A 24,840-nucleotide genomic window follows, 5' to 3' on the forward strand; every position below is an offset into this window, starting at 1 on the left:
TACGAATCAGATATGGCTTCTTAAACTCTGCTTACCAAGCATAAGCCTTCGGAGCAGCACCGCCGGGTCCCGGGAAAATCTCATCCAGACGTTTCAGCACGGACTCGTCCAGGACGATCTCCAGGCTGCGCAGCGCGCTTTCGAATTGCTCCAGCGTACGCGGTCCTATAATCGGAGCCGTCACCGCAGGATTGGCCAGCAGCCAGGCCAGTGCGATATTATCCTGCGGTTCGCCCAGCTCCAGACTCAGCTCCGCAAAGGCTTCCAGCTGGCTCTTATGCTGCTCTACACGTTCTGAATTGCCCCCGCTCCGGCTGCCTTCGATCTTCTTCAAGGCATTGCGGCCGAGGAGTCCCCCGTCAAGCGGGCTCCACGGGATAATTCCAAGACCGAGATGCTGGGCAGCAGGCAGAACCTCCAGCTCCGGCAGACGGCAGGTGAGGCTGTATTTATGCTGCTCCGATACCAGACCCAGGAACCCGCGGGCCTTCGCTTCCTGCTGGGCTACGGCAATATCCCAGCCGGCAAAGTTACTGGAGCCGACATAACCGATCTTGCCCTGGCTGACAGCAAGCTCAAAGGCGCCCCACAGCTCGTCCCACGACACGTTTCGGTCGATATGGTGCATCTGGTAGAGTTCAACATGATCGGTCTGCAGACGCTGCAGAGAGGCTTCCAGGTGCCTGCGGATAATATAGGAAGAGAGGCCGGCCTCATCGTTTGGACCATCCAGCTTGTCACTCATTGCGCCATAGACCTTAGTGGCGAGCACAACCTTTTCACGGCGTCCGCCGCCCTGCTTGAACCAACGCCCGATAATGGTCTCGGTCAGGCCGGAATTCTCACCCCAACCATACACGTTAGCAGTATCAAAAAAGTTGACTCCGGCGTCCAGCGCAGCATCCATGATGCGGAAGGCTTCCTTCTCGTCGGTAATCGGCCCGAAATTCATCGTTCCCAGACAGAGGCGGCTAACCTTCATACCGGACTTGCCAAGCTTAGTATATTGCACCTTAGTATCACTCCCTCATTAAGATGGACTAACGGTTATATACAACAATTGCATACTAATTGTAAACAACTTAAGAATCAAGAGCAAACTGCGGTGCAGTTTTTATCTGTGCAAGATACGGTAACCGTACTCCTATAGGCTTCGCCTATCAGTTCAATAGAATCTATATCTTTGTCCTTTGTCTGTTGTTATGATACAACAATATACAGAAGAACTATGTCTGCGAGCAGCAGGACTACCTAAGGAGTGACAGGAATGAGCGAGGTTAAGAAAATCGCCGTAATTGCCGGGGACGGTATCGGACCTGAAGTTGTGGCAGAAGCGGAAAAAGTATTGAAAAGAACGGAAGAAGTGTTCGGCCTAGCATTTGAAACGGAGCATGCCCTCTTCGGCGGGATTGCCATTGATGAGAGAGGAACACCGCTGCCGGAGGATACGCTGGAAATCTGCCGCAGTGCAGATGCCGTACTCCTGGGAGCCGTTGGCGGACCGAAGTGGGACAACAATCCGAAGGAGCTGCGTCCGGAAACCGGACTGCTGGGTATCCGCAAAGCACTGGGTCTGTTCTCCAATCTGCGTCCTGCAGTTGTCTTCGACTGCCTGAAGGATGCTTCAACGCTGAAACCGGAAGTACTGGAAGGCACGGACCTGATGGTGGTGCGTGAGCTGACAGGCGGTATTTATTTCGGTGAGAAGCTGCGCCGTCAGGGTGAACACGGGGAAGAAGCTGTGGATACCTGCGTATACAACGTAACGGAAGTAGAGCGCATTGTACGCCAGGCGTTCGAGATAGCCGGCAAACGCCGCAATAAGCTGGCCAGTGTCGATAAAGCCAATGTCCTGGAGACCTCGCGCCTCTGGCGTGAGGTAGTGAACAGATTGGCGCCGGAATATCCGCAGGTAGAGCTGGAGCATGTACTGGTGGATAACTGTGCAATGCAGCTGCTGCGCCGTCCTTCAAGCTTCGATGTCATCGTTACTGAGAATATGTTCGGAGATATCCTTAGTGATGAAGCAGCGATGCTGACCGGTTCCATCGGTATGCTGGCTTCGGCTTCACTTGGAGAAGGCAGCTACGGCCTCTATGAGCCAGTACACGGCTCTGCGCCTGATATTGCCGGCCAGGGGCTCGCGAATCCGATCGCGACGATTCTGTCGCTTGCGCTGATGTTCCGCATGACCTTCGGCTACGAAGAGGCAGCGGCTGCCATAGAAGCAGCTGTCGCTGAGGTGCTCGATGCCGGCCACCGGACCAGCGATATCGCTGTAGACAAGAGCAAGGCAATCAGTACTACAGAGATGGGCGATCTGATTGTTGCCGCTATCCGCAAAGCCTAGTTCTACCACATATGCCCTCCTTTGACGCAGAAAGAAGAAAAACTTCACAAAATGTTGCTTATTTATAATAATTATAAAAAAGTAATCAATGTAATATTGACTTTGATTTTGTACGATGATAACATTTGTTCTGTAGCAGCAACAATGTAACCATCCCATCAAAATCAAGAAAAGCATATTGCACCGGCTAACGGCACCGTAGTTGTTTTTCTTACATAATCAAAGGAGGATTTAAGCAATGGCAGAACGTTTGGTAGGTAAACCAGCCCCTGATTTCTTCATGGAGACAGTAACGGGCGACGGTAAGGATTTCGGTAAGGTTAGCTTGTCCGACTATCGCGGCAAATGGCTTGTATTCTTCTTTTATCCGCTTGATTTCACATTTGTATGTCCGACCGAAATTACAGCACTGAGTGATGCTGCGGCTGATTTCGCAGAACTCGATACAGAAATTCTTGGTGTGAGCATCGACTCCATCCACAGCCACAAAGCCTGGTTGACAACCCCTAAGGATATGAATGGCCTTGGTCCGGTTAACTTCCCGCTGGCGTCTGATATCACGAAGAAGGTTGCCAGCGATTACGGCGTCCTGATCGAAGAAGAAGGTATCGCACTCCGCGGATTGTTCATTATCGATCCTGACGGCGAACTGAAATATCAAGTGGTTAACCACAATGATGTAGGCCGCAGTGTGGAAGAAACTCTGCGTGTACTGCAGGCCCTGCAATCCGGCGGGCTGTGCGCTATGAACTGGAAACCGGGCGACAAGAATCTGTAAGCTGCCGGTCCTCATCAGCTGCGATCTTTGATATACGAAGAGAACCTCCTTGCGGGAGTATTTCCCGGCAAGGGGGTTTTTTGCACCAAAACGGCCCATCCTTAGCGGACAAGCCGTTTGAAAATGGGCGTAAAGGTTAATATATAGCTTCAAGGAGAGGAATCTCTCCTGCCATTGTGTAATATAATAATAGGAATTCAACGGAAAAAATCAAGGAGGGTGAACAAAAATGAGCTTTTGCTGTGGAGCGAGTATGGTTGGAACTAAGGGGACCCTAAAGCATTATCGCACGCAAGTCCATAATGTTCCCCTGCTTTTTTGTCCGGTATGCCACCGGGTAGAGGTACATTATAAAGTCGAAAATGAATATGAAATCCTGGCAGAATATGCCCATGGCGACGGAGTTACGGATGTTGATTTCCAGGATTATGTAATGGAAGATGAGGAAGCAATCTTCGAGAATGTGATAAATATGGAGAGTGAGGATCCGCTCGCTATTGTGCGCAGCCAAATCGACATGTCGCTTGACCTGCTGGCCGTAGCCAAACAAATTGGCGATACCAAATGGGAACGTGAACTGAAGAAGCGTCTGGCGGTTATGAGTCAGCGGCGCCACCGGCTGCAGCAGAAAGCCTGAATACCAAGCTTATTGCTTCCACGGAATGTCATAAAAGAGGAGAGTCTTCGCGAAATGCGGAGGCTCTTTTCATTGTATTTGCAGGAAACGAAACATTCTAACGATATTTAATGTGTCTTAAGAATCATTTTAAGAATATTTTTATCATTCGACAGTTTCTCCGATTGCGTTGTCTTCTTCTCTTGGATATGATTGGAATATAGTTGAAACGGTTGGATAATATAATACGATTTCCGAATGTTCTGGCGGCTTCGTCATATACTCATATACATAGTAATTTGATGTCGCTTAAGCGTCTTCGTCAATTGCAGTAAAAGGGGGAACTTCGTATCGTGATAAGCCAATATCAGGAAAGCTTGCTTTTACCGGCAAGAACGTTTCAATCCGGACCGATGGATACTACATATGAGGATGTACTGGAGCATATCGACAGCGGGATTCTGCTTTTTGATGAAGAGGGAGTTCTGACGTTTGTAAACAAGCAGATGTACGGCATATTGGAGCTGGGCCGTCATTCTCTGCTTGGCTGCACCCTGACTCATTTGATAAGCCATATTCAACTAAGCCGTTTTAAGAAGAAGCTCGTTTTGCGGAGCTACCGTGAAATGGTGGTCAAAGGTAAGCCAAGCTATGAATTTGTAGATGAATATGGCCGTTACTGGCGCGCCTCTCTCTGCAGCGGTGAGCAGATGAAGGGCTGCTACCTGTTCACGCTCAAAGAGATCTCAGACTTCAAGCTGATTGAACAGACAGCATACCAGAACGACAGTCTGGCGATGCTCGGCAGATTATCGGCTTCAATTGCTCATGAGATCCGCAACCCGCTGACTGCGATCCGGGGTTTTATTCAATTGCTGCATCCCCATCTTCACCTGCTCGGCAAGGAGGAGTATGCGAAGATTATATTGGCTGAGATTGATCGTGCCAATGACATTATTCATGAATTTCTGACTTCCTCCAAGCCTTCGGTGCCACAGGTCAGTATGATTCCTGTCTCGGCGCTCCTTAAGGAAGTCGTTCTGCTTACGGAGAGTGAAGCTCTGATGAAGGGCTGCCAGATTAATCTGCAGGTGCTTCAGGAAGATCTGTTCATCTCCGGAGACACGAAACAAATGAAGCAGGTCGTCTTAAACATGATTCGGAATGCTATGGAAGCGATCTCGGAGAGAGCGGATGATTCCATGGGCAGAATAGAGGTCGGAGCGCGCAAAGAAGGAACAGAGGTGCGGATTTTTATCTCTGACAATGGCAAGGGCATGGATATCTGCACACTGGATAGGCTGTTCAATCCTTTCTTTACCACGAAGGAGAATGGTACGGGATTAGGACTCTCGGTCAGTGACCGTATCATCAAGAATCATGGAGGCTGCATCTCTGTCAGCAGCCGGCTGAATGAGGGAACCCGGTTCGTGATTTCGCTTCCACTCATTCATTAATCTCACAATAGACTCGGTATTTTCAGGCTTCCGGGTTATAATCAATATATTAAGGGCTGATTCCTGCAGTGCACGGTCATGTGCGGGAGATCGGCCTGTCTGCGTTATTTGGAATAATACAGTGAGTCAGTGGAGGGGTGCAGCATGAATATTGAATGGAGCAGCGGTTCAGAGGCAGCTTCGCTGCAAGGCGATGCCTTATGTTTCATAGTCTCGGAGGCACAGGCGCAGGGAGAAGGACTTTCGGCGGAATGGGCGGAGAGGATCAGCCTGTTGTCCAGGGCAGGGCTGTTTAGCGGCAAGCTGGGGCAAATTCACCTGCTGCCGGTGACTGGCCGTCCGGAGCTGCCGGTTGTGATTCTGGCCGGAAGCGGCAATGGCAGCGCATCAGCCCATGACCTGCGGCTGCTGATGGCACAGGCCGCCAGGGCGGCTCACAGACTGAAGGCTGCTACCCTGATCGTGCAGATCCCCGATCAGCTGAACCAGCTGCCTGAGGCCCTGAAGGCAGAGACAGCAGGCCAGGTCCTTGCAGAAGGCCTGGTCCTTGGGGCCTACCGCCGCAGACAATACAAGCTGGAGCAGCCGGGCTACGCCGGCTTAAGCGCCGTAAGGCTGCATATGGAGCGTCAGACCGAAGAGTCAGAGGATGAGCGCTGGAAATCAGGCGTGTTGCGGGGGCAGGCTTTTGGGGAAGCGACGAATCTGGCCAGGGACTTAACCAATCTCCCGGGTAATCTGCTGACCCCTTCAGAGCTTGCGGCAGCAGCCATAAAAGTAGCCGAACGCCACGGCCTTCCTGCTGAGGTGCTGGATGAACGTGAGATTGAGCTTAAGGGAATGGGCGGATTACAGGCCGTAGGCAAAGGCAGTGTGAATCCGCCGCGTATGATAGCCATTCGCTATCAGGGAACCAATCAGTGGGAGAATGTGGTGGGGATTGTCGGCAAGGGCATCACCTTCGACACTGGAGGTATTTCGCTCAAAAGAGCTCCTGGGATGGAGGATATGATCAGTGACATGGGCGGTGCAGCCGCAGTACTCGGAGTCATGGAGGCCTTGGGGCGTTTGCGCCCCCGGATCAACGTGGTCATGCTTATTCCGTCGGCGGAGAATATGCCGGCAGGCAATGCTTTTAAACCTGGTGATATTATAACCTCCCTCAGCGGAAGAACGATTGAAGTGCTGAATACCGATGCGGAAGGCAGAGTGGTTCTGGGAGATGCAATCACGTACGCGCGGGAGTGGGGAGCGGAACGGATTATTGATGTCGCCACGCTAACCGGGGCCGTCTTGTCCATTCTGGGCGATGTGGCTACGGGCGCTGTAACGAATGATGAAGAGTTCCTGGCGGAGCTTCTGGAGGCCTCCAGGCTGTCAGGCGAGCAGATATGGGCCCTGCCCGTCTATCCAGAATTCCGCGAGATGCTAAAAAGCGAGGTCGCCGATATCCGCAATGCTGCCGGAAGATACGGCGGAGCTACTACAGCCGGATTATTCATCGGCGAATTTGCCGAAGGTCTGCCATGGATTCATCTGGACATTGCCGGAACGGCATTTTTGTCGAAAGAGCGGGGAGTGAACCCCAAGGGGGCAACGGGTGTGATGGTGCGTACGCTGCTGGAATATCTGCTCCGCTTAGCTCCTGGCTCTGGATTCGAGGCAGATACTGCACAGTTCTCTTCATAAACTTGTTATGACCCGTATGTAGCTAAACAGCCGCAGTCTCCGGATTCCCGGGACTGCGGCTGTTTAAGCTTGGACTATTATTGAAAGAAGCGAGTTTAGTTTGAGTTACATCCTATTTTCTGGCTTTCATCTGTGCAGTAAAGGACTGGACCCCATTCATGATCTTGTCCCGCGTATTCTTATTCTTCAGCAAGTAGGCTGCTCCCAATGCTACCGTAGTAAACAATGTCTTTTTGGTGTTCATGGTAATTCCTCCTTGGTATGGTCTGGCTGTAATTGCTTATAACTAACATACCCGCATGCCAAGGATTCTAAACGAATTGTATTCTTTTCTCTAGAGACGCAGACGGATCTAGTGTTTGGGATCGGCTGTAGTTCCGCAGCAGGACAAAGGTGAATCCAGCGATGCGGCCGAACAGGTTTTGCTTTTGTCACAGCCGGCACAGGCGCCTTCTTTGCCCTTTTGAACATGACGGTACAGCATCCAGCCGGAGTACCCGAAGATAAGCGCTACAATCAGAATATTGACTATCATTGCTGCTCTCGCTTCCTCTCAGTAAATCTTGGACTTGCTGCCTCTACGACCATCCCAACAGCCGGCCGCCCTGGAAAATAACCAGTGACACGGCATACGCCAGTACCAGTGAATATCCCATGGAGAAGAAGGTCCATTTCCAGGATGCCGTCTCTTTCCTGATTACTCCGACCGTGGCCAGGCAAGGAATATAGAGCAGGATGAAGGCCATGAAGCTGATCGAACTAAGCGGTGTGAAGACTGAAGCAATTTGTCCTTCCAGCCCTGCGCTATCCGGCGCATGGTAGATGATATTCATGGTGGAGACCACAACCTCTTTGGCGAGGAAGCCGGGAACCAGTGTGGAACCGGCCTGCCAGGTGCCGAAGCCGAGCGGCTGCAGCAGCGGTGCGATCAGCCCGCCGAATTTGGCCAGGAACGAGTGGTCCATCTCTACATTGAATCCGGCAGGACCCGCGTAGGACATCAGCCAGATAATGACCGAACCGGCAAGAATGATGGTTCCTGCTTTACGCAGGAAGCCTTTGCCCTTCTCCCAGGTGCTGCGGCCTAGTGTCTTGAACTGCGGCATCCGGTAAGGCGGCAGCTCGATGATGAAGATGGAGGATTCATTCTTGAACAGATGTTTGGAGAATAATTTACACAGAATCAGGGCGAAGACTACTCCCATCACATACATCGCCAGCACCGCAGTTGCTTGCCGGGCCGGGAAGAAGACCGCTGCAAACAGCAGGTACACCGGCAGCCGGGCTGAACAGGACATCAGCGGCATAAGCAGTGTTGTCAGCATCCGGTCTTTGGGCTGTTCGATACTGCGCGCAGCCATAATCGCCGGCACGTTACAGCCGAAGCCGATAATGAAAGGGATAAAGGCTTTGCCGTTCAGGCCCATCCGTTCCATCGTGCTGTCCATCAGCAGGCAGACGCGTGCCATGTAACCGGAATCCTCCAGGAAGGAGATCATCAGGAACAGAATGAAAATCTGGGGAACGAAGACAAGCACGCCGCCGACACCGCCGATAATACCATCGACAATCAAAGCATGAGTAAAGCCTGATGCACCGATCGCCTGCAGCAATGAGTTGGCTCCGTCACTGAGAGGGCCCCCAATAAAGCCGTCCAGAAGATCCGATAAAGGTCCGCCTGCCCAGTCAAAGGTCGTTTTGAACATAGCATACATAAAGACGATAAACAGAGGCAATCCCAGAAAACGGTGAGTCAGGATGGAATCCAGCCGCTCCGTCAGATTATGCGGCTTCTGCTTCGTCGCATCGATGGCCGCCGCGCATACACTGCGGATGTAGTCCATGCGGATGGAGCGGATCCATTGCGGGAGGGTAAGCGCCAGCTTCTGCTTTTGCAGCTGGGTCTGGCAGGCATCGCAGAGGAGCATCAGCTCAGAAGTATCCATACGTTTCTTGAGCAGCTCCAGTACTACCGGATTCTGCTCCATCAGCTGCAGGGAAACCCAGCGCAGGTTAGGCAGCCCGGAGATCTGCTGCAGTTGATTTGAAATAGAAGCTATCGTCGCTTCAACGAGTTCACCATAATTCAGATGGAAGCTCACAGGCGGAATATTAGCCGGCTTCTCCAGAACGCTGAGCACCTGGCTGCTGCCTTTGCCTGTTCTGGCAATCAGCGGTAACACGGTTATCCCAAGCTGTGCCTGCAGTACTTCAGGGTTGACCTGAATTCCGCGGGCATTGGCAACATCGATCATGTTCAATCCGAGTACAATCGGCTTGCCGTATTCGAGCAGCTGCAGGGTAAGCAGCAGATTTCGTTCCAATTGTGATGCATCGACAATATTGATGAGTGCTTCGGGTGATTCTTCGATCAGATATTGGGCGGCTACGCCCTCATCGCGGGAGAGCGGATGAAGTGAATAGATTCCGGGTAAGTCGATCAGCTTGCCGGCTCCGTTCTTCAGGCTGCCGACCTTCTTCTCAACAGTAACGCCTGCCCAGTTCCCGACATATTCATACGAAGATGTGAGTGTATTGAAAAGCGAGGTCTTTCCGGTGTTTGGGTTCCCTACAAGGGCGATGGAGCTCATGAAACTTTCACCTCAATCATCGAAGCTTCCTTCCGGCGGATAGCGAATAATTGACCGTTGCATTCCAGCGTAATGGGGCCCATAAAAGGACCTTTACCCTTCAGGCGGATCATTACACCTTCGGATACTCCCAGATCGGCAAGGCGGCGGCGCAAGATGGGGTTCATGCCTTCGATTCTATAAATAGAGCCGGTAGTGCCCGGTTGTAAACGCAGCAAGGAGCAGGATGCAGAAGCCATTGTAATCCCTCCGAGAGAGATTGATAATCAATCTCAATTATTTCTTGTACTGTAGCATTTTGTTAGGAACTTTACTGTGACTAATATCATTGTATTGATCTCCTGAAATCTATATGGAAATTACTGAAATTTTCTTTACAATTTATTCTTCATTAAAGTATGATTGAACGATAATGTAAGCATAGTAAGTTTGTGGCCTTGTTTATTATGAGGATATAATATGAAGCTAAGCCCGAAGGGAGAACAGATTGTGAAGACTAATCATAGCAAAATTGTCGATTGTACCATCCGTGACGGGGGATTGGTGAATAACTGGGATTTCAGTATTGAATTTGTTCAGAAATTATACGCTGGTTTGAATGAAGCCGGTGTTGATTATATGGAAATCGGATATAAAAACTCACCGAAGCTGCTGAAAGGATCGGAGGGTGCCGGTCCGTGGCGTTTTCTGAATGATGATTTCCTGCGCAAGGTTATTCCGCAAAAAGGCCACACCAAGCTGTCGGCACTGGTCGATATCGGCCGTGTAGACGTGAATGATATCCTGCCCCGCAGTGAGAGTATGCTGGATCTGATTCGTGTAGCCTGCTACAGCAAAGATGTGGACAAGGCGCTTGAGCTGGTGCAGACCTTCCACGATCTGGGGTATGAGACTACGATTAATATTATGGCTCTATCCAATGTCATGGAGAATGAACTGCTGGAAGCGTTCGAACAAATCCGCGAAAGCGTTGTTGATGTTGTATATATCGTAGATTCCTACGGCAGTCTGGATCACAATGACATCCATTACCTGGTAGAGAAGTTCAGAACACATTTGCCGGATAAGCGCCTGGGTGTACATACGCATAACAATTTGCAGCTGGCCTTCTCCAACACACTGATTGCAGCGGAAAAAGGTGTCGAACTGCTGGACGCTTCCTGCTACGGCATGGGTCGTGCTGCCGGCAATTGTCCTACAGAGCTGCTGGTTACCCATTTGAAGAACACCAGATACACCCTCCGTCCCGTTCTGGATATTGTTGAGAACCTGATGATTCCGTTGCGCGAGAAGGAAGAGTGGGGATATATCATCCCATACATGATTACGGGAACACTGGACGAGCATCCGCGCTCGGCGATGGCGCTGCGTTCTTCAGCCGATAAAGACAAGGCGGTTGACTTCTATGACAAGCTGACTACACCTGAGGTTAATTTCGGGGATAAATAAACGTCCGGAAGAAGAAAGCACTGACCTCTATTTAGAGGAAGGTGCTTTTTTTCTGCCAGAGATGGCTTCTTTATAATATTGTAGGATGAACGATGTAACTTTACGGGGGTATTCAACCGATATTTATACATAGGACATAATACACATCGACTAGTTATTATAGATATCATTTTTAGACGCGAGGGACTTATGAGACAAGAAGAGAGAAAGACCATTCATGCGGCGGTTATAGGGGCTGCGCTGTTCCTTCTGATCCAGATTTTTCGTACACCGCTGGGCCATATAGAGGATAAAGATTTACTGCTGGCATTCTATCTTATTTCGGGCTGCTGCACTGTGGCTTTCGGCTTTGCGATTTTTGCCCAGGGCAGGTTGTTATTCTCCAATAAATTATCCAAAGCAAGACTTTATACATCCGCGCTGTTTTTGGGTGTAAGCATCTTTGATTTCCTGCATGTTCTCAGTTTTGTAGGCATTCCCGGAGTTGCCTCTTATATTAGTCCCGGACAGTCCCTATGGCTGCTGACCTTCTCGCGGCTTGCCAGTGCGCTGGGGATCGTACTTATCTTCTGCAGGGCAGATCGGCCGGTGTCGGTTGACAGCAAGCACAAGGTATTCCGGAATTCATTTATGTTAATTCTGCTATCTGCGGCAGCGTTTGGCGCCGGCAACCTGATTATCCCTGGACTGGCGGGTTATCCGTGGGTGGAGACCGTAAGAGATCTGGTGAATATGGCCGTGCTTTTCGTTTATCTGCTTGGAGTGGGAATTATTGTATATCCGGGCAAAATTGAGAAGTCGGCTTCGTTGCTGATTATTATCCGCTCCCTTGTATTCTTTGCACTGGGCCAGGTCTTCTTCATGAATCTGTTCAGTGTCGGAGATATGGATTATCTGTTCGGGATGCTCAGCAGCGGAGTGGCTTATTATCTTCTGCTCACAGGTGTCTACAGGTTGACGATAGAGGAGCCCTTTGAGGAGAACCAGCAGGCAGAGGCCCGGATTAATTATCTGGCCTTCCACGATGATCTTACAGGTCTTCCGAACAGACGCCGCCTGATGCAGCGTATGGAAGAGATCGTGATCCAGAGTGAGAAGGACAAAAGCCGCGGATTCTCGGGCCTGGTCATCATGAACATCAATCATTTCAAGAATATTAATGACTCCCTCGGACATTATGCAGGAGATTTGCTGCTGCAGCTGGTCGCCCAGCGGATCGGGAATCAGGTTAGAGTGAATGAAGAGCTCTATAGTATGGGAGCGGATGAGTTTGCTTTTCTGATGACAGAACGGACCGGTCTTGAGAACTGTCTGGTCCGGGCGAATGAGCTGCTGCGGCTGTTCGAGACACCCGTAAGCCTCGAGTCCGGAGAATATCACATTTCGCTTAGTCTGGGGATGAGCATCTTCCCCGGAGACGGTGATACGGCAGAGCAGCTAATTCAGAACGCGGATACTGCTGTGCACAATGCCAAGGAGCAAGGGGTGGATATCCGCCGCTATATTCCGGCTATGCAGATGAAGGCGAAGGAACGCCTCAAGCTGGAGAATGATCTGCGCAGAGCCCTGGAGCGTAACGAATTCTATCTCGTCTATCAGCCTCAAGTACTGCTCGAGACTGAAGAGATTGTCGGCATGGAGGCGCTGCTGCGCTGGAATCATCCCAAACGCGGACTCGTCTCTCCCGTTGATTTCATTCCAATCGCAGAAGAGAGCGGGCTGATTGTTCCAATCGGGGAATGGGTGCTCAGAACGGCCTGCCAGCAGAATAAAACATGGCAAAATGCCGGTTATCGGCCCATTTGTGTCTCTATTAATCTATCGATGCGTCAGTTCCTGCAGCCGAATCTGGCTGGTAAGATTGGGGCAATTCTGCAGGAGATCGGTCTCGATCCCAGCTATGTTGATCTGGAGATTACAGAGAGCATGACACTGGATAAGGAGACTGCCTTTGACCAGTTGAACCGCCTGAAGAGACTTGGCGTATGCATCAGTATTGATGACTTCGGCACAGGCTACAGCTCATTGCATTATCTCAAGAACATGCCGATTGACCGGCTCAAGATTGACCGCTCCTTTGTCTCGGAAGTGATGGAGGACAGCAACAATGCGGCGATTGTCTCCACGATAACGTCCATGGCTCACCACCTGAAGCTTAAGGTAACTGCGGAAGGCGTTGAGAATAAGGAACAGCTGCAATTCCTGCGCCAGCAGCATTGCCATGAAGCCCAGGGGTTTCTGTTCAGCAAGCCGGTCAAGGCAGAGGAGTTCGAACTGTCTTTTCTGAAGCCGCTGCTGGAAATGCCATCGTAATGTGATCTTGGAGATCCTGCTAGGGTTGCAATTTATTCGTAGTAATGCTACAATGTTTCTTGTACTCAATTTGAGTTGCGGGTGTAGTTCAATGGTAGAACTTCAGCCTTCCAAGCTGATAGCGTGGGTTCGATTCCCATCACCCGCTCCATATTTATATTTCAAATCCTTGTCCGCAAGGGTTTTTTTGTTGTTTGTTTTCGTTATACAACAGGCGAGAATAGGATTATAGGGCAGTCATACGTATCACGTATTATGATCCTCAAAAAGCCAGGGTCCCGATTCTCCGGGAGCCTGGCTTTGCTGTTGCAGCTATTGTGGATCAGCTTGGAAATTGCTGTGCCGGATTATACGGTCTTCAGGAACTCCACAATCGTCAGCAGGCCTTTATCGAAATTCTCCAGATTGAAATGCTCATCCGGAGCATGCAGGTTCTCGTCGTCGAGGCCAAAGCCCATCAGAACCACTGGAGCCTTAAGGATGCGGGAGAAGCTCTCCATGATCGGGATCGAGCCGCCGTCTTTGGTGAAGAGGGCGCGGGTGCCGTACACTTTGCCGTAAGCATCTGCAGCAGTCTGCAGAATTGGATGAGAAGGATCGATGTTGAAGGCGCGGGCTTTCTCCATCTGCTTCACATGCACTTTCGCGCCGCTCTGGATATTAGCCTGCAGATGCGCTTCTACAGCATCCAGGATATGCTGCGGATCCTGGTCGCCGACAAGACGGCAGGTAATTTTGGCATGGGCTTCCTTCGGAATAACGGTCTTGCTGCCTTCGCCCTGGAAGCCGCCGTACACGCCGTTCAATTCAAGCGTCGGACGTGCGCCAACCCGTTCTACGAAGCTGTAGCCTTCCTCGCCGTATAATTGCTCCAGGCCAAGGCCTGCTCTGATTTTGTCTTCATCTACGCCCTGCTTGGCGAATTCCTCACGCAGCAGCGGAGAGAGCGTAGGCACGCCTTCATAGAAGCCTTCAACGGACACACGGCCCTTGTCATCATGAAGCGAGCTGAGCAGCGACACCAGGGCATGCAGCGCATTGGGAACGCCGCCGCCGTAAGAGCCGGAGTGAAGATCTGTCAGTGCGGTATTCACAGTGACTTCAAGTGAGCACAGTCCGCGCAGTCCGGTGCAGATTGCAGGGCGTCCGCGTTCCAGCAGGGAGGTATCCGAGACAAGTACGGCATCTGCCGCAAGTTTGTCCTGGTTGGCTTCCAGGAATGGAGGCAGGTTCACGCTGCCTATCTCTTCCTCGCCTTCGATGCACAGCTTGATGTTGACCGGAAGTGTACCTTCCTGCTTGAGAATGGCTTCGATGGCTTTGATGTGCATAAACACCTGGCCTTTGTCATCAGTGGCTCCGCGCGCGTACAGCTTGCCGTCACGGATCTCCGGTTCAAACGGAGGGGTAGTCCACAGATTCAGCGGATCAACCGGCTGTACATCGTAATGTCCGTACACCAGAATCGTCGGCTTGCCCGGGGCATGAAGATAGTCTGCATATATAACAGGATGGCCTGCAGTGGGATGCAGCTCAATATTGTCCAGTCCGGCACGCTTCAGGGTCTCTACCAGCCAGCCTGCGGCGGCGTTCACATCTTCCTTGTGGGTAGAGATAGCCGAGATGCTGGGAATTGCCAGCCATTGCTTGAGTTCGGTTAGCTGAGCCTCGCGCTCAGTCTGAAAATAAGTTTCGTAAGACATAGTAATTATGTACCTCCTTGGAATCGCTGCATAATGCCGCCAAGACCCGTATCATGCCAGGGCAAGATAACAGGTCCGGACGGCTTAGGTTCGGCAGTGTAATGCATCCATTATACTGGAGATATCAAATGGGATCAAAAAGGATTGTTCAAGCCCCTTACCAGAGGATGGTGGCCGGTGTAACACCTTGGGGGAATGTACCTTCGGCCTCGGTTCCGGCAGCGTACAGATTGTACCATGCATCGGCAATCAGATCCGGATCGGCCGCAGTTCCCGGCCTGATAAATGCGCCGATAGCCAGATGGGCTACATAAATGCCCTGCGGGGCCAGATCCGAGTGCAAATTCATCGCATAGTTGCGCAGCCCGCTGAGTGCGATTCCCATATTGCCCATCATAGGGATCGGGTACAGGGAAGACAGGCCGGTTGTGAATAAAAGAGCGCCGGTTTTCTTCTCCAGCATCTCCGGCAGTACCTGCTCCACACTGCGGATCGCGCCGATGACTTGTGACTGGAACGCGTCAAGGGCAATTTGTTCCGTAACCTGCGTTGCCGGAGTCGGCGGATAGCTGCCGCTGGTTGGACTGAACTCCAGGACATCAATGAAGCCGTAGTTGTCTTTGATGTCCTGGAAGGCAGCGGTCAGCTGCTCTTTATTGTAGATGTCCGCCGGAAAGGCAGCAGCTTCAATGCCCAGTGCTGCGAGTTTCTCTACTAAATTATTTAATTTGTCCGCGTTGCGGGCGATCAAAGCGGCACGGAAGCCGTGTGCGCCAAACTTCTTGGCAATGGATAACCCCAGACCCGGTCCTGCGCCTACGATAGCGATTGTTTTCATGGTTCACCAGTTCCTTTCAGGTTGTTGATTACTAACAGTAACCATGATAGACTTAGTTAGCTTAAGCGGCAAGAAGGCACTATTAGCTGCTTAGGTTACATGGAGGTAACTACCTTGAACAATCAATCGAATGATGGATTACAAGCAGTCTCTCAACTGACTATGCTGGAGGATTGCACGGTTACCCGGCAGATCCTAGACCGTGTTGGCGATAAATGGAGTATGCTGATTATTGTGAACCTTGGTGTGCAGTCTTTGCGTTTCAAGGAACTGCAGCGCCGTTCGAGCGGTATCTCTCAGCGTATGCTGACCCAGACGCTCCGCCATCTGGAACGTGATGGGCTGGTCTGGCGCAAGGCCACACCCACAGTCCCTTTAACTGTAGAGTACGGTCTTACAGCGCTAGGTGAATCTCTTCTTGGCCCGCTGACTTTACTGGTAGAATGGGTGAATGGAAACCGTGGCGAAATCGCCAAGGCAAGGATCAACTATGATAGCGGGCATGAGGATGTTGAACCGGCCGATAACCCGGAAAAGTTGAGTATAGAATCAGAAACAGAAGCGCCGCCAGCGGCGGAAGCGATAGGAGCGGAATAACAGTGTCAGCGAATGTACCAGCAAGTCTTGAATATGAAGCACAAATGCCCCAGTCCGGAAACAGGTCTTATATCTATACGTACGCCCATTCTGAGGATGAGACATCCCTATGCGGTATGGAGCTGCGCTGCCTGTTTGGACGGGAGATCCCGCCGGCTATATTCTCAAGCGGGACCCGGGTGGACGTCAGCCGCAGCCCTTTTATCAAAGAGCGGATTGATGTGATGTATGAAGGGGACACGCTCCCGGAAATCTACCGGCAGACGGAGCAGGTGGAGCTGGAGGGGAAGACCTTTAAGGTTATTTTTGTGAAGACGAATGATCTAACGCCGGAGCATAAAATTGAATACGACGAGCGCAGAGTGATTGAACGGGAAATCGGCATGCGGATTGAAGGCGAGGCGGATGTGAATCATCCGGAGCTGGTGTATGGAATTGTTACGGTGGGCGGACGCTGGTACTTCGGCGCTTATCATAAGAATAAAGCAACCTGGTTCCGGCAGATGAAAAAGCCGCGCAGCTACTCCATAGCACTCAGCACACGGGTGGCCCGGGCGGCGGTCAATATGGCGGTTCCCCGCATAGCCGGAGTGAAGATGATAGATCCCTGCTGCGGGATTGGTACAGTAATGGTTGAGGCACTGTCTATGGGGATTGATATTGTAGGACGTGATATTAACCCGCTTATTGCTGCCGGAGCGCGGACGAATATCGCCCATTTCGGCTTCGAGAGTGAAGTCACGCTCGGGGATATTGCCGACATTACGGAGCATTACGATGTTGCTATTGTGGATATGCCTTATAATCTGTATTCGCGGATTACCCCTGAGGAGCAGTTTGCCATTCTCACCCATACCCGCCGGATTGCTGACCGGGTTGTGATTGTGGCGATTGAAGCGATGGATGAAATGATTCACTCCGCCGGCTTCACGATCATCGACCGTTGTATTGCGAAGAAGGGCGCGTTCTCCCGTCATCTGATGCTGTGTGAGTAGCTCTAATATTAATATAATGAATGGAGCTGCTGGAGTTCTGTAAAAGTATGTTCTATCCCATATCTGATTAAAGGCGGTGTACTTATGGAACAGAAATGGTTAACCTGGGCCAAAGAAATACAGGGGATTGCCCAGACCGGTCTGACCTATGCCAAGGATGTATATGATATCGAACGTTACCAGGCGCTGCGGGAGCTGAGTGTAGATATTCTGGCTAACTATACGTATGAGAGCAAAGAACGCATCCGGCTCTCCTTCGCGGGAGAGGGCGGATACAGCACACCAAAAGTGGATATCCGCGGAGTGATTTTTCAGGATAACCAAATTCTGCTGGTACACGAGAAGCTGGACGGTAAATGGGCATTGCCCGGAGGCTGGGCGGACATCGGCTTGTCTCCGAGCGAAGTGGTTGTGAAAGAGATTGCCGAGGAATCCGGCTATCAGGCGGAAGCCGTACGTCTGCTCGCTGTGCTGGACAAGAAGTTTCACCAGCATCCTCCGGAGCCTTATCATGTCTACAAAATGTTCATCCTGTGCCGGATTACCGGCGGGGAAGCGGAAGCGGGTGTGGAGACAAGCGGGGGAGGCTTTTTTGCCGAGGATGCCTTGCCTGAACTGTCTGAGGAGCGCAATACGGCGGAGCAGCTGCACACACTGTTCCAATATCTACATAATCCTGAAAAGGCAGTACTATTGGACTAAAGTACTGCATATAATAGATGACCAGGAATTTATAAGTTTTAAAGTAGACAAAAATTGGTTAATATTATTTATGTAAGCCTTTGCATTAACAATCCGCTGAGCCTTTATATCTAAAAATTTTTCAGAAACACAACTTTTTGGGCCAGGCGGTCTACATTTTTTCCTCTGCTGTGTCGATAACAATTTTAGGAGGGGATCGCATGGAACAAGAAGAGTTAAGACTTCCGCTGACGCAGGAAGGTGTAACACGTCCTGCAGAAGGTAATATTGCCACAGGCCTGGTATGGGGCATCCTAATCAGTATTCCATTATGGATCTCGGTTATCGGCTGGATTACGGGCATCTGGAAATTTTAAGATTCAACGCTAAAGCTCTAACCTTATACTAACGTGCAACTATACAATGAAGGCTGCCTCTTCGGTTACGAAGAAGCAGCCTTTTTAAGTGCTAGGATTTACAGTTCTTTATTGATATGCACCAGTCGAAAGGTCTCGCAGATGACCCGCATACCCGGGTCGAATGGCTTACCTTCACCCTCAAGCTCTCTGGTGAAGAACACTTCATGGTTATAGCGCCACGATTCGAGGCTGCGGTCATCCTCCCCTTCAGAATACGCGAACTCAGCCGTTACATCCGCAAACGGAACAATCTCAACCTTCGTAGTCTCGATGATTCCGCGCGGCTGCCCCGTACTGTCCAGCAGCACGGATAGCCCGCCCGCAAAGGGCAGAGGCGTACCGCGTGCTTCATTTAACTCATAATTTTGTGCCGTTCCGGTCTTGATTCCAGCCAGGACCAGCTCAAGCAGTTCATCGGCCAGCCGGGGGTTGTCGCCAAAAGCCCAGGCGCTGTCGAAATTCTCCGCTGCCTCAGGATGGTCTTGCAGATAAGACTCCCAGTACTTTGCTATCGCCGGGGTTAATGTCACCTTGCTCACCTCTGTTATGGGATTAGAAATCAGTCTAAAGAATAAATGCAAAAGAATTAACATAAACGAATTAAGAGTTATCCGCTTCGCTTAACCAGCTGCTGTACAAGTCATCCAGCTTCTGCTGCGCGGCATCCCGTGCCGTCATAAGCTCAGCCAGCTTCCCGGAATCGCTGGCAAACTGCGGGTTCAGCATCTCGCCGTCGATAACACTGAGCTGAGCCTCTGCAGCAGCAATGTCCTGTTCCCAGGAGATGGCTGGACGGGGCTTGCGGGAAGGAGCGGCGGATGCGGCACCACCGGATGGGCGGGGCTTAATGACGGCAGCAGCCATACTACCTGCTGCAGCTGCAGCCTGCCGTTCGGCAGCCGCGGCTTTCTCAGCCTGCTTCTCCTTGTAATATTCATAATTCCCGGAGAAGGATGAGAATTGTCCGCCATCAATATTCCATAGCTTTCCGAAGCAGCGGTTAATGAAATAACGGTCATGCGATACAGCCAGCACGGTCCCGGGGAACTCCTCCAGCGCCTCTTCCAGCGCTTCGCGGGAATCGATATCGAGATGGTTGGTCGGCTCATCCAGAATGAGCAGATTCGGACGGCGGTGCATCAGCACCGCGAAGCGCAGCCGTGTCCATTCTCCGCCGGAGAGATTGGTGATGTTCTTGAATACATCACTGCCGTAGAAGAGAAACCGGGCCAGCTGCCCGCGGGCCTCGCCTTCTTCAAGTCCTGCTTCCTCGCGGAAATAACGGAGCACGGATTGGCCGTTCTCCTCCGGTACAGCTTCCTGGGCCAGGTAGCCGACAACGGCTCTGGAAGCCAGCGTACAGCTGCCGCTGTCCGGGGCTTCCTGCCCGAGAATAATCCGCAGCAGCGTGCTTTTGCCTGCGCCGTTGCCGCCGATCAGTGCCGTAGTCTCTCCATATCTGAGAATGTCACTGGCTGCCGAGAAGAGCTTGCGCTCTCCGAAGGCTTTGCTAATCTGGTCAAGGATTACGACCTGATTGCCGGTCCGGTCATCCTGCTCCAGCTGCAGATCCATGGACTTGCGCTCCAGAACCGGACGTTTGACTCTGACCATCCGGTCCAGCGCCTTCTGCATGGAGGCTGCGCGGCGGGGGAACGAAACGTTCTGCGGATTCAGCTTTCCCCATTCAATCAGCCGCTTGATGCTCTCCTGCATCTGCTTAATCTTCTTCTGCTGCTCCTGATAGTCAGCGAACTGCTGCAGGAGTCTGGCCTCCTTCTCGACCTGATAGCCGCTGTAATTCGTATGGAAGGTGAAAGCTTCCCCGTCTTCGATCTCAATGACCTTTTTAACGACGGCATCGAGGAAATAGCGGTCATGGGAAATGGCCAGCACAGTGCCGTCATAGCTCTGCAGGAACTGCTCCAGCCATTCGATAGCATCCATATCGAGGTGGTTGGTCGGCTCATCGAGCAGCAGAATATCTGGACGGCGCAGCAGCAGCTCGGCGAGGCCAACCTTGGTTTTCTCCCCGCCGGAGAGGGAAGAGAACCGGCGGTCATACTGGCCGCTTCCAATGCCAAGGCCGGTGGCAATACGGCTGATGGAGGATTCAATTTCATATCCGCCAGCGGCTTCGAATTTCTCCTGCAGGTTGCCGTATTCCTTAAGCAGCCGGTTCCAGGCCTGTTCATCTTCACTTGCACCGGAAGCGGACATTGCCTGCTCCAGCTCCCGCAGGCGGCGCTGCCACTGCAAGGGCTCCGCGAAGCTGCGCTGCAGAACCGCATATACGGTTTCATCGTCACTCGCCTCCTGGATCTGCGCGAGCAGTCCGATGACGCTGTTCCGGCGGATGGAGATCTGTCCCTGATCGGGACGTTCTTCCCCGCTCAGCAGATGGAAAAGGGTGGTCTTACCGCAGCCGTTGCGGCCGATCAGGCCGATTTTTTCGCCTTGGCGGATATCGAAGGTGATGTTCTCCAGAACAAGCTGGGCACCGTGGTATTTTTGGACATTTTGGCATGAGATGATCATAGATATTCTCCTTTTATAGGAACGCCCTGACTACTACAAAACAACATAAAAAGGCCGCAGGGAAATTTCCCCGCGGCCTGAGTATTCTCCGGTTTATGAGATCCGTTGAAGTGTAGGCGAGAAAGGCATTTCACAATGTTGTAGTGTTATTAAGTTCGTGTAAATGGACAGAGTTCTCCCGTTGTGGGCATTTACATGAACGATGCCAGCCATAATATTAATCAGCCGGCTGCTAACACTATTGGTCCGATTGTGATCCATTCTCCTACACCTCCTTTTCTAAATTTAAAGTCATTTTAACCAATAAGCCGGGAATAAGCAAGGGGGAAATCCCCTTACTCTGGTATAAATCCATAAATCCGCAAGTAGTATGGACTATGGCGGAGGAGGAATTGCTGCCAATCTATTATAGGAAAAGGGGATTATGATGGCGATTTTTAACGGATTGCTGGGCAATGCTTCCCAGGTCCCGCTGGAAGATGTGAAGCGGGAATATGCGCAGATTCTGGCCCCGCAGGAAACGATCGAACGCGCCTACAAGCTGATCCGGGATATGTTCATTTTTACGGACAAACGCCTGATCCTCGTAGATAAGCAGGGGGTGACCGGCAAGAAAACGGAATATCATTCGATTCCCTACAAAAGCATCACCCATTACTCGGTGGAAACGGCCGGACATTTCGACCTCGATGCGGAGCTGTGCCTCTATGTGTCCGGTGCGGCGGTCCCGCTGAAGAAAACCTTCAACAAGTCCGTCAATATCTATGAGGTGCAGGCGGTGCTGTCGCAATATATTCTGAAGTGAGCGTCGGCTGCGGAGAAGGTTGTCAGCCAGGGGGAACGTGAGAGTCAGCTAGACCGTGTACTGCAGCACCAGCCCGCCATAGGCAAAAGCAGCGAGAATAACCAGCGCGGGGTGGAGCTTTAAGTGCTTCAGCGCCCAGAAGGCTATTGCGGCAATGATCAGGGTCTGCCAGATGCCGATGGAATCTGCCGGGCCTTTGGCCATTTTGAAGGTAAGCACAACCATCATAATGGCGATAACCGGCTGGACAAGCAGCGTCATGCCTTTGACGACAGGCGACTGCTTGTATTTCTGCATCACGTTCAGCAGGATGATCAGCGCAGCAGCGGAAGGGACAATCGTCGCCAGCAGTGCAGCGGCCAGTCCGGGCCAGCCATAGACATCGTAGCCTACATAAGCAGCGATTTTGGTGGCAATCGGCCCAGGCAGCGCATTGCCGAGCGCCAGCATATTGGAGAATTCTTCATCGGTCAGCCAGCCGTAATGCGGCACAATCTCTTCGTACATTAGCGGAATGGAGGAGGGGCCGCCGCCGTAGCCGAGCAGGTTGGCCATGAAAAAACCGTAGATCAGCTTGAGCCATTCCATTAGGCGGTCCCCCCTTTGTTCTGTTTCGCGAGTATCCGGTAATGGACCGTTCCATAACCGAGGTATAGCACGATGACTATGGCTGGATGCAGATGCAGCACTTCAAGCAGCACCAGGGCAAGCAGCAGGAAGCCAGCCCCGATCATTACACCAAGGCCCTTAAAAGCCTTACGGGCAAACTCATAAGCCATCATTCCCAGCATAACCGCAATCACAGGGGAAACCGCAGCAATCATTCCGGCTACAACCTTGGAACCGCTTAAGTAATTTACGGCAGATAACAACGCGATCATCGCAATTCCGCTGGGAAAGATATGTGCCAGCACGGAGAGGATGGCTCCCCGGACGCCTTTTAGCTTATAGCCGAGGTAAGCGGCCATTTTGGTAGCGATCGGACCCGGCAGCGCATTGGCAATGGCAAGCGTCTCGCCGAACTCCTCATCGCTCAGCCAGCCATAGCGGGTTACGGCATCATGCCGGATCAGCGGGATGACGGACGGTCCGCCGCCATAGCCGAGGATGCCTGTTCTGGACATAGCCATAGCAATCTGGATGTATTCGTTACCGGTAGTTTTCATTAGAGGATAGGCCCCATTTCGTAAGTGGATTCCGCAGCGCGGAATGGTGCTTGGCCGCTTGATCAGCTTATTCTATACAATTCATATGCCCGGTTCTATATTACAGGCTCTTATAGACGTAAATTTTGTGCATGGCTCACAAAAATAACAGCGTGAATTTACGGTTTCCCGGAACCGATTGACAAAGGTTTCGAGCGTACTGTTAAATGACACTAACTTGAACGACATCGGAATGGGAGATGGTCAGCTTGACGACAGGACCTGTAATCGGCACGAAAACGATGGTGGTCAGTCCCCATTATCTGGCATCCGCCGCCGGAGCACGGATGCTGGAAAAAGGCGGCAACGCCTATGATGCGGCGGTTGCAGTCAGCGCCGCGCTGGCTGTAGTCTATCCACATATGACCGGGCTCGGCGGCGACGCCTTCTGGCTGGGCTACAGCGCCGGTGAAGGGCGCGTCCGGGCCTACAACGGCAGCGGACGATCCGGCTACGCCGTCCGCAGGGACTGTTACGCGGGGGAGATGGCCATCCCGCGGCGGGGTGTACGCAGCGCCATTACGGTACCCGGAATGGCGGACAGCTGGGAGGCCGTCCAGCGTGAGTATGGACGGCTGACCCTGGCTGAGGTGCTGGAGCCGGCAATCGGCTACTGCGCCGATGGATTTCCGCTGTCACCGGACCAGCACGGTGGCAGCGTTCTGGCCGGAGCCGCGCTGTCTCCTGAGGCAGCGGCGATCTATCTTCCCGGCGGCCGGATTCCGGCGGCGGGCGGGAGGTTTGTGCAGCGGCAGCTGGCCGGGACGCTGCGGGCCTTGGCCGCCGGAGGCCGGGATGCTTTTTATAAGGGAAAGATCGCGGAAGAGATAAGTGAGTATATGCAGGCGTCGGGCGGATATCTCACCCGGGATGATTTCGCCGATCACCGGGGGAACTGGGAAGAGCCGCTGTCTACGGACTACCACGGGCACAAGGTCTATCAGGTTCCGCCCAACTCGCAGGGCTTCACAGCACTTATGGCACTCAATATACTGGAGCGTTATAACTTTGCCGACATCGGGCACGGCTCGTATGAGTATTATCATCTGCTGGCGGAGGCGCTGAAGCTGAGCTTCCGTGACCGGGACCGGGTGCTGACCGATCCGGCCTTCAGCAGGATTCCGCTGGATCAGCTGCTGGATAAGGGGTATGCAGCACAGCTGGCGGCATCCATCTCCCCGCAGCAGGCGCTGGCTATCGGCAGTGAGCCGGTCGGCCGGGATACGGCCTACGCAGCAGTCGTGGACGGGGAAGGCAACGCGGTTTCGTTCATCCAGAGCCTGTACTTCGAATTCGGCTCCGGGGTTGTGGCCGGAGATACGGGGATTCTGCTGCAGAACAGAGGCTCTTTCTTCTCGCTTGATCCCGGTCATATTAATACGCTGGAGCCGCATAAGCGCACGTTCCATACACTGATGCCGGCGATGGCCTGCCGGGACGGCAAGCCTGCCTATCTCTATGGCACGCAGGGCGGCGAGGGTCAGCCACAGACCCAGACGCTGCTGCTGACCCGGATGCTTCATTACGGTATGGACCCGCAGACGGCAGTGAATGAACCCCGCTTCGTCTGGGGCAGAACCTGGGGAGAGCCCACCCAGGAGCTGAAGATAGAGAGCCGGGTGGCAGCAGGCGTGCAGGCCGAATTGGCAGAAGCGGGGCATCTGGTCCGTGCGGTCGGAAGCTATGATGGTGTTATGGGCCATGCCCACGCCATCTCGATTGACGGCAACGGCTACCGCAGCGGCGGTACGGACCCGCGTTGTGACGGTTCAGCCATCGGCTGGTAGCGGATTAACGGTAGCTGTAAGGAAACAGA

The 24,840-nt window shown here is 52.3% G+C and carries 24 protein-coding genes and 1 tRNA gene; 14 read left to right on the plus strand and 11 right to left on the minus strand.

The window, feature by feature from the left end; translation table 11 throughout:
* Positions 1-31: 31 nt before the first annotated feature.
* Positions 32-1,012 (minus strand): aldo/keto reductase, encoded by a 981-nt coding sequence (locus P40081_RS07565; protein ID WP_042134491.1) that lies wholly within the window; start codon positions 1,010-1,012, stop codon positions 32-34.
* 255 nt (positions 1,013-1,267) lie between these two features.
* Here P40081_RS07565 and leuB point away from each other — a divergent pair, with 255 nt between their 5' ends.
* The 5 genes from leuB to P40081_RS07590 all read left to right on the plus strand — a co-directional run bounded on the left by leuB (position 1,268) and on the right by P40081_RS07590 (position 6,890).
* On the plus strand, positions 1,268-2,350 hold the full coding sequence (gene leuB / locus P40081_RS07570; RefSeq protein ID WP_042134492.1) for a 3-isopropylmalate dehydrogenase: 1,083 nt from the start codon (positions 1,268-1,270) through the stop codon (positions 2,348-2,350).
* 238 nt (positions 2,351-2,588) lie between these two features.
* On the plus strand, positions 2,589-3,128 hold the full coding sequence (locus P40081_RS07575) for a peroxiredoxin (protein WP_039301479.1): 540 nt from the start codon (positions 2,589-2,591) through the stop codon (positions 3,126-3,128).
* 229 nt (positions 3,129-3,357) lie between these two features.
* Positions 3,358-3,765 (plus strand): hypothetical protein, encoded by a 408-nt coding sequence (locus P40081_RS07580; RefSeq protein ID WP_039301477.1) that lies wholly within the window; start codon positions 3,358-3,360, stop codon positions 3,763-3,765.
* 332 nt (positions 3,766-4,097) lie between these two features.
* Positions 4,098-5,201 (plus strand): ATP-binding protein, encoded by a 1,104-nt coding sequence (locus P40081_RS07585; RefSeq protein ID WP_042134493.1) that lies wholly within the window; start codon positions 4,098-4,100, stop codon positions 5,199-5,201.
* A gap of 144 nt (positions 5,202-5,345) precedes the next feature.
* Positions 5,346-6,890, plus strand: a complete 1,545-nt coding sequence (locus P40081_RS07590; RefSeq protein WP_042134494.1) for a leucyl aminopeptidase — start codon at positions 5,346-5,348, stop codon at positions 6,888-6,890.
* A 112-nt stretch (positions 6,891-7,002) separates the two neighbouring features.
* On the opposite strand, the gene P40081_RS39730 is transcribed toward P40081_RS07590, so the two are convergent.
* The 4 genes from P40081_RS39730 to P40081_RS07605 form a co-directional block, all read right to left on the minus strand.
* Positions 7,003-7,134, minus strand: a complete 132-nt coding sequence (locus P40081_RS39730; RefSeq protein ID WP_256704057.1) for a hypothetical protein — start codon at positions 7,132-7,134, stop codon at positions 7,003-7,005.
* A gap of 108 nt (positions 7,135-7,242) precedes the next feature.
* Positions 7,243-7,425, minus strand: coding sequence for a FeoB-associated Cys-rich membrane protein (locus tag P40081_RS07595; RefSeq protein ID WP_039301473.1), 183 nt, complete (start codon positions 7,423-7,425; stop codon positions 7,243-7,245).
* A 43-nt stretch (positions 7,426-7,468) separates the two neighbouring features.
* On the minus strand, positions 7,469-9,481 hold the full coding sequence (gene feoB / locus P40081_RS07600; RefSeq protein ID WP_042134496.1) for a ferrous iron transport protein B: 2,013 nt from the start codon (positions 9,479-9,481) through the stop codon (positions 7,469-7,471).
* Positions 9,478-9,720 carry a FeoA family protein gene (locus P40081_RS07605; protein ID WP_042134498.1) on the minus strand — a complete coding sequence of 81 codons (243 nt, stop codon included), beginning with the start codon at positions 9,718-9,720 and terminating at the stop codon, positions 9,478-9,480. The genes feoB and P40081_RS07605 overlap by 4 nt, the downstream gene beginning before the upstream one ends.
* A gap of 250 nt (positions 9,721-9,970) precedes the next feature.
* Between P40081_RS07605 and P40081_RS07610 the strand changes: the two genes are divergently transcribed.
* The 3 genes from P40081_RS07610 (at position 9,971) to P40081_RS07620 (ending at position 13,394) form a co-directional block, all read left to right on the plus strand.
* On the plus strand, positions 9,971-10,930 hold the full coding sequence (locus tag P40081_RS07610) for an aldolase catalytic domain-containing protein (protein ID WP_179093653.1): 960 nt from the start codon (positions 9,971-9,973) through the stop codon (positions 10,928-10,930).
* Between the two features lie 189 nt (positions 10,931-11,119).
* Positions 11,120-13,243 carry a putative bifunctional diguanylate cyclase/phosphodiesterase gene (locus P40081_RS07615; protein ID WP_042134501.1) on the plus strand — a complete coding sequence of 708 codons (2,124 nt, stop codon included), beginning with the start codon at positions 11,120-11,122 and terminating at the stop codon, positions 13,241-13,243.
* A gap of 77 nt (positions 13,244-13,320) precedes the next feature.
* Positions 13,321-13,394: transfer RNA gene (locus tag P40081_RS07620), tRNA-Gly, on the plus strand.
* Positions 13,395-13,590: 196 nt separating this feature from the next.
* Here P40081_RS07620 and P40081_RS07625 read toward each other — a convergent pair.
* Both P40081_RS07625 and P40081_RS07630 read right to left on the minus strand, forming a co-directional pair.
* Positions 13,591-14,946 (minus strand): dipeptidase, encoded by a 1,356-nt coding sequence (locus P40081_RS07625; protein WP_042134502.1) that lies wholly within the window; start codon positions 14,944-14,946, stop codon positions 13,591-13,593.
* 157 nt (positions 14,947-15,103) lie between these two features.
* A complete protein-coding gene (locus tag P40081_RS07630; RefSeq protein WP_042134503.1) occupies positions 15,104-15,784 on the minus strand; it encodes an SDR family NAD(P)-dependent oxidoreductase in 681 nt (226 codons plus the stop codon).
* A 114-nt stretch (positions 15,785-15,898) separates the two neighbouring features.
* On the opposite strand from P40081_RS07630, the gene P40081_RS07635 reads away from it, so the two are divergent.
* From P40081_RS07635 to P40081_RS38935, 4 genes are all read left to right on the plus strand, one after another.
* Positions 15,899-16,381 (plus strand): winged helix-turn-helix transcriptional regulator, encoded by a 483-nt coding sequence (locus P40081_RS07635; RefSeq protein ID WP_063779784.1) that lies wholly within the window; start codon positions 15,899-15,901, stop codon positions 16,379-16,381.
* A 44-nt stretch (positions 16,382-16,425) separates the two neighbouring features.
* The gene (locus P40081_RS07640) at positions 16,426-17,376 is read left to right on the plus strand and encodes a TRM11 family SAM-dependent methyltransferase (protein ID WP_042140844.1); all 951 of its coding nucleotides are present in this window, start codon (positions 16,426-16,428) and stop codon (positions 17,374-17,376) included.
* A gap of 84 nt (positions 17,377-17,460) precedes the next feature.
* The gene (locus P40081_RS07645; protein ID WP_042134504.1) at positions 17,461-18,078 is read left to right on the plus strand and encodes an NUDIX hydrolase; all 618 of its coding nucleotides are present in this window, start codon (positions 17,461-17,463) and stop codon (positions 18,076-18,078) included.
* 200 nt (positions 18,079-18,278) lie between these two features.
* Positions 18,279-18,434 carry a hypothetical protein gene (locus P40081_RS38935; RefSeq protein WP_179093652.1) on the plus strand — a complete coding sequence of 52 codons (156 nt, stop codon included), beginning with the start codon at positions 18,279-18,281 and terminating at the stop codon, positions 18,432-18,434.
* 98 nt (positions 18,435-18,532) lie between these two features.
* Here the strand turns inward: P40081_RS38935 and P40081_RS07650 are convergent, their stop codons facing one another.
* Together P40081_RS07650 and abc-f are read right to left on the minus strand one after the other, a co-directional pair.
* A complete protein-coding gene (locus tag P40081_RS07650) occupies positions 18,533-19,006 on the minus strand; it encodes an ASCH domain-containing protein (RefSeq protein WP_231575303.1) in 474 nt (157 codons plus the stop codon).
* A gap of 70 nt (positions 19,007-19,076) precedes the next feature.
* Positions 19,077-21,014: a ribosomal protection-like ABC-F family protein gene (gene abc-f / locus P40081_RS07655; protein ID WP_042134505.1), complete on the minus strand. Its 1,938-nt coding sequence runs from the start codon at positions 21,012-21,014 to the stop codon at positions 19,077-19,079.
* A 427-nt stretch (positions 21,015-21,441) separates the two neighbouring features.
* Here abc-f and P40081_RS07660 point away from each other — a divergent pair, with 427 nt between their 5' ends.
* On the plus strand, positions 21,442-21,819 hold the full coding sequence (locus tag P40081_RS07660; protein WP_039301572.1) for a PH domain-containing protein: 378 nt from the start codon (positions 21,442-21,444) through the stop codon (positions 21,817-21,819).
* 48 nt (positions 21,820-21,867) lie between these two features.
* Here P40081_RS07660 and P40081_RS07665 read toward each other — a convergent pair whose 3' ends face one another.
* Both P40081_RS07665 and P40081_RS07670 read right to left on the minus strand, forming a co-directional pair.
* Entirely contained in the window at positions 21,868-22,407 is a 540-nt protein-coding gene (locus P40081_RS07665) for a chromate efflux transporter ChrA (RefSeq protein ID WP_039301448.1), read from the minus strand.
* Entirely contained in the window at positions 22,407-22,985 is a 579-nt protein-coding gene (locus P40081_RS07670; protein WP_039301445.1) for a chromate efflux transporter ChrB, read from the minus strand. Before P40081_RS07670 ends, P40081_RS07665 begins: the two co-directional genes overlap by 1 nt.
* Positions 22,986-23,224: 239 nt before the next feature.
* On the opposite strand from P40081_RS07670, the gene ggt reads away from it, so the two are divergent.
* The gene (gene ggt, locus P40081_RS07675; protein ID WP_042134507.1) at positions 23,225-24,811 is read left to right on the plus strand and encodes a gamma-glutamyltransferase; all 1,587 of its coding nucleotides are present in this window, start codon (positions 23,225-23,227) and stop codon (positions 24,809-24,811) included.
* Positions 24,812-24,840 lie beyond the last annotated feature (29 nt).

Origin of the sequence: Paenibacillus sp. FSL P4-0081 (assembly GCF_000758565.1) — a bacterium.
Classification (GTDB): Bacteria; Bacillota; Bacilli; order Paenibacillales; family Paenibacillaceae; genus Paenibacillus_AQ; species Paenibacillus_AQ phytohabitans.

Bases quoted from the DNA above. Each gene is read 5' to 3' on its own strand.
- leuB (WP_042134492.1), top strand. From the start codon at position 1,268: ATGAGCGAGGTTAAGAAAATCGCCGTAATTGCCGGGGACGGTATCGGA.
- P40081_RS07575 (WP_039301479.1), top strand. From the start codon at position 2,589: ATGGCAGAACGTTTGGTAGGTAAACCAGCCCCTGATTTCTTCATGGAG.
- P40081_RS07580 (WP_039301477.1), top strand. From the start codon at position 3,358: ATGAGCTTTTGCTGTGGAGCGAGTATGGTTGGAACTAAGGGGACCCTA.
- P40081_RS07590 (WP_042134494.1), top strand. From the start codon at position 5,346: ATGAATATTGAATGGAGCAGCGGTTCAGAGGCAGCTTCGCTGCAAGGC.
- P40081_RS39730 (WP_256704057.1), bottom strand. From the start codon at position 7,134: ATGAACACCAAAAAGACATTGTTTACTACGGTAGCATTGGGAGCAGCC.
- P40081_RS07595 (WP_039301473.1), bottom strand. From the start codon at position 7,425: ATGATAGTCAATATTCTGATTGTAGCGCTTATCTTCGGGTACTCCGGC.
- feoB (WP_042134496.1), bottom strand. From the start codon at position 9,481: ATGAGCTCCATCGCCCTTGTAGGGAACCCAAACACCGGAAAGACCTCG.
- P40081_RS07605 (WP_042134498.1), bottom strand. From the start codon at position 9,720: ATGGCTTCTGCATCCTGCTCCTTGCTGCGTTTACAACCGGGCACTACC.
- P40081_RS07615 (WP_042134501.1), top strand. From the start codon at position 11,120: ATGAGACAAGAAGAGAGAAAGACCATTCATGCGGCGGTTATAGGGGCT.
- P40081_RS07625 (WP_042134502.1), bottom strand. From the start codon at position 14,946: ATGTCTTACGAAACTTATTTTCAGACTGAGCGCGAGGCTCAGCTAACC.
- P40081_RS07630 (WP_042134503.1), bottom strand. From the start codon at position 15,784: ATGAAAACAATCGCTATCGTAGGCGCAGGACCGGGTCTGGGGTTATCC.
- P40081_RS07640 (WP_042140844.1), top strand. From the start codon at position 16,426: ATGCCCCAGTCCGGAAACAGGTCTTATATCTATACGTACGCCCATTCT.
- P40081_RS07645 (WP_042134504.1), top strand. From the start codon at position 17,461: ATGGAACAGAAATGGTTAACCTGGGCCAAAGAAATACAGGGGATTGCC.
- P40081_RS38935 (WP_179093652.1), top strand. From the start codon at position 18,279: ATGGAACAAGAAGAGTTAAGACTTCCGCTGACGCAGGAAGGTGTAACA.
- abc-f (WP_042134505.1), bottom strand. From the start codon at position 21,014: ATGATCATCTCATGCCAAAATGTCCAAAAATACCACGGTGCCCAGCTT.
- P40081_RS07660 (WP_039301572.1), top strand. From the start codon at position 21,442: ATGGCGATTTTTAACGGATTGCTGGGCAATGCTTCCCAGGTCCCGCTG.
- P40081_RS07665 (WP_039301448.1), bottom strand. From the start codon at position 22,407: ATGGAATGGCTCAAGCTGATCTACGGTTTTTTCATGGCCAACCTGCTC.
- P40081_RS07670 (WP_039301445.1), bottom strand. From the start codon at position 22,985: ATGAAAACTACCGGTAACGAATACATCCAGATTGCTATGGCTATGTCC.
- ggt (WP_042134507.1), top strand. From the start codon at position 23,225: ATGGTCAGCTTGACGACAGGACCTGTAATCGGCACGAAAACGATGGTG.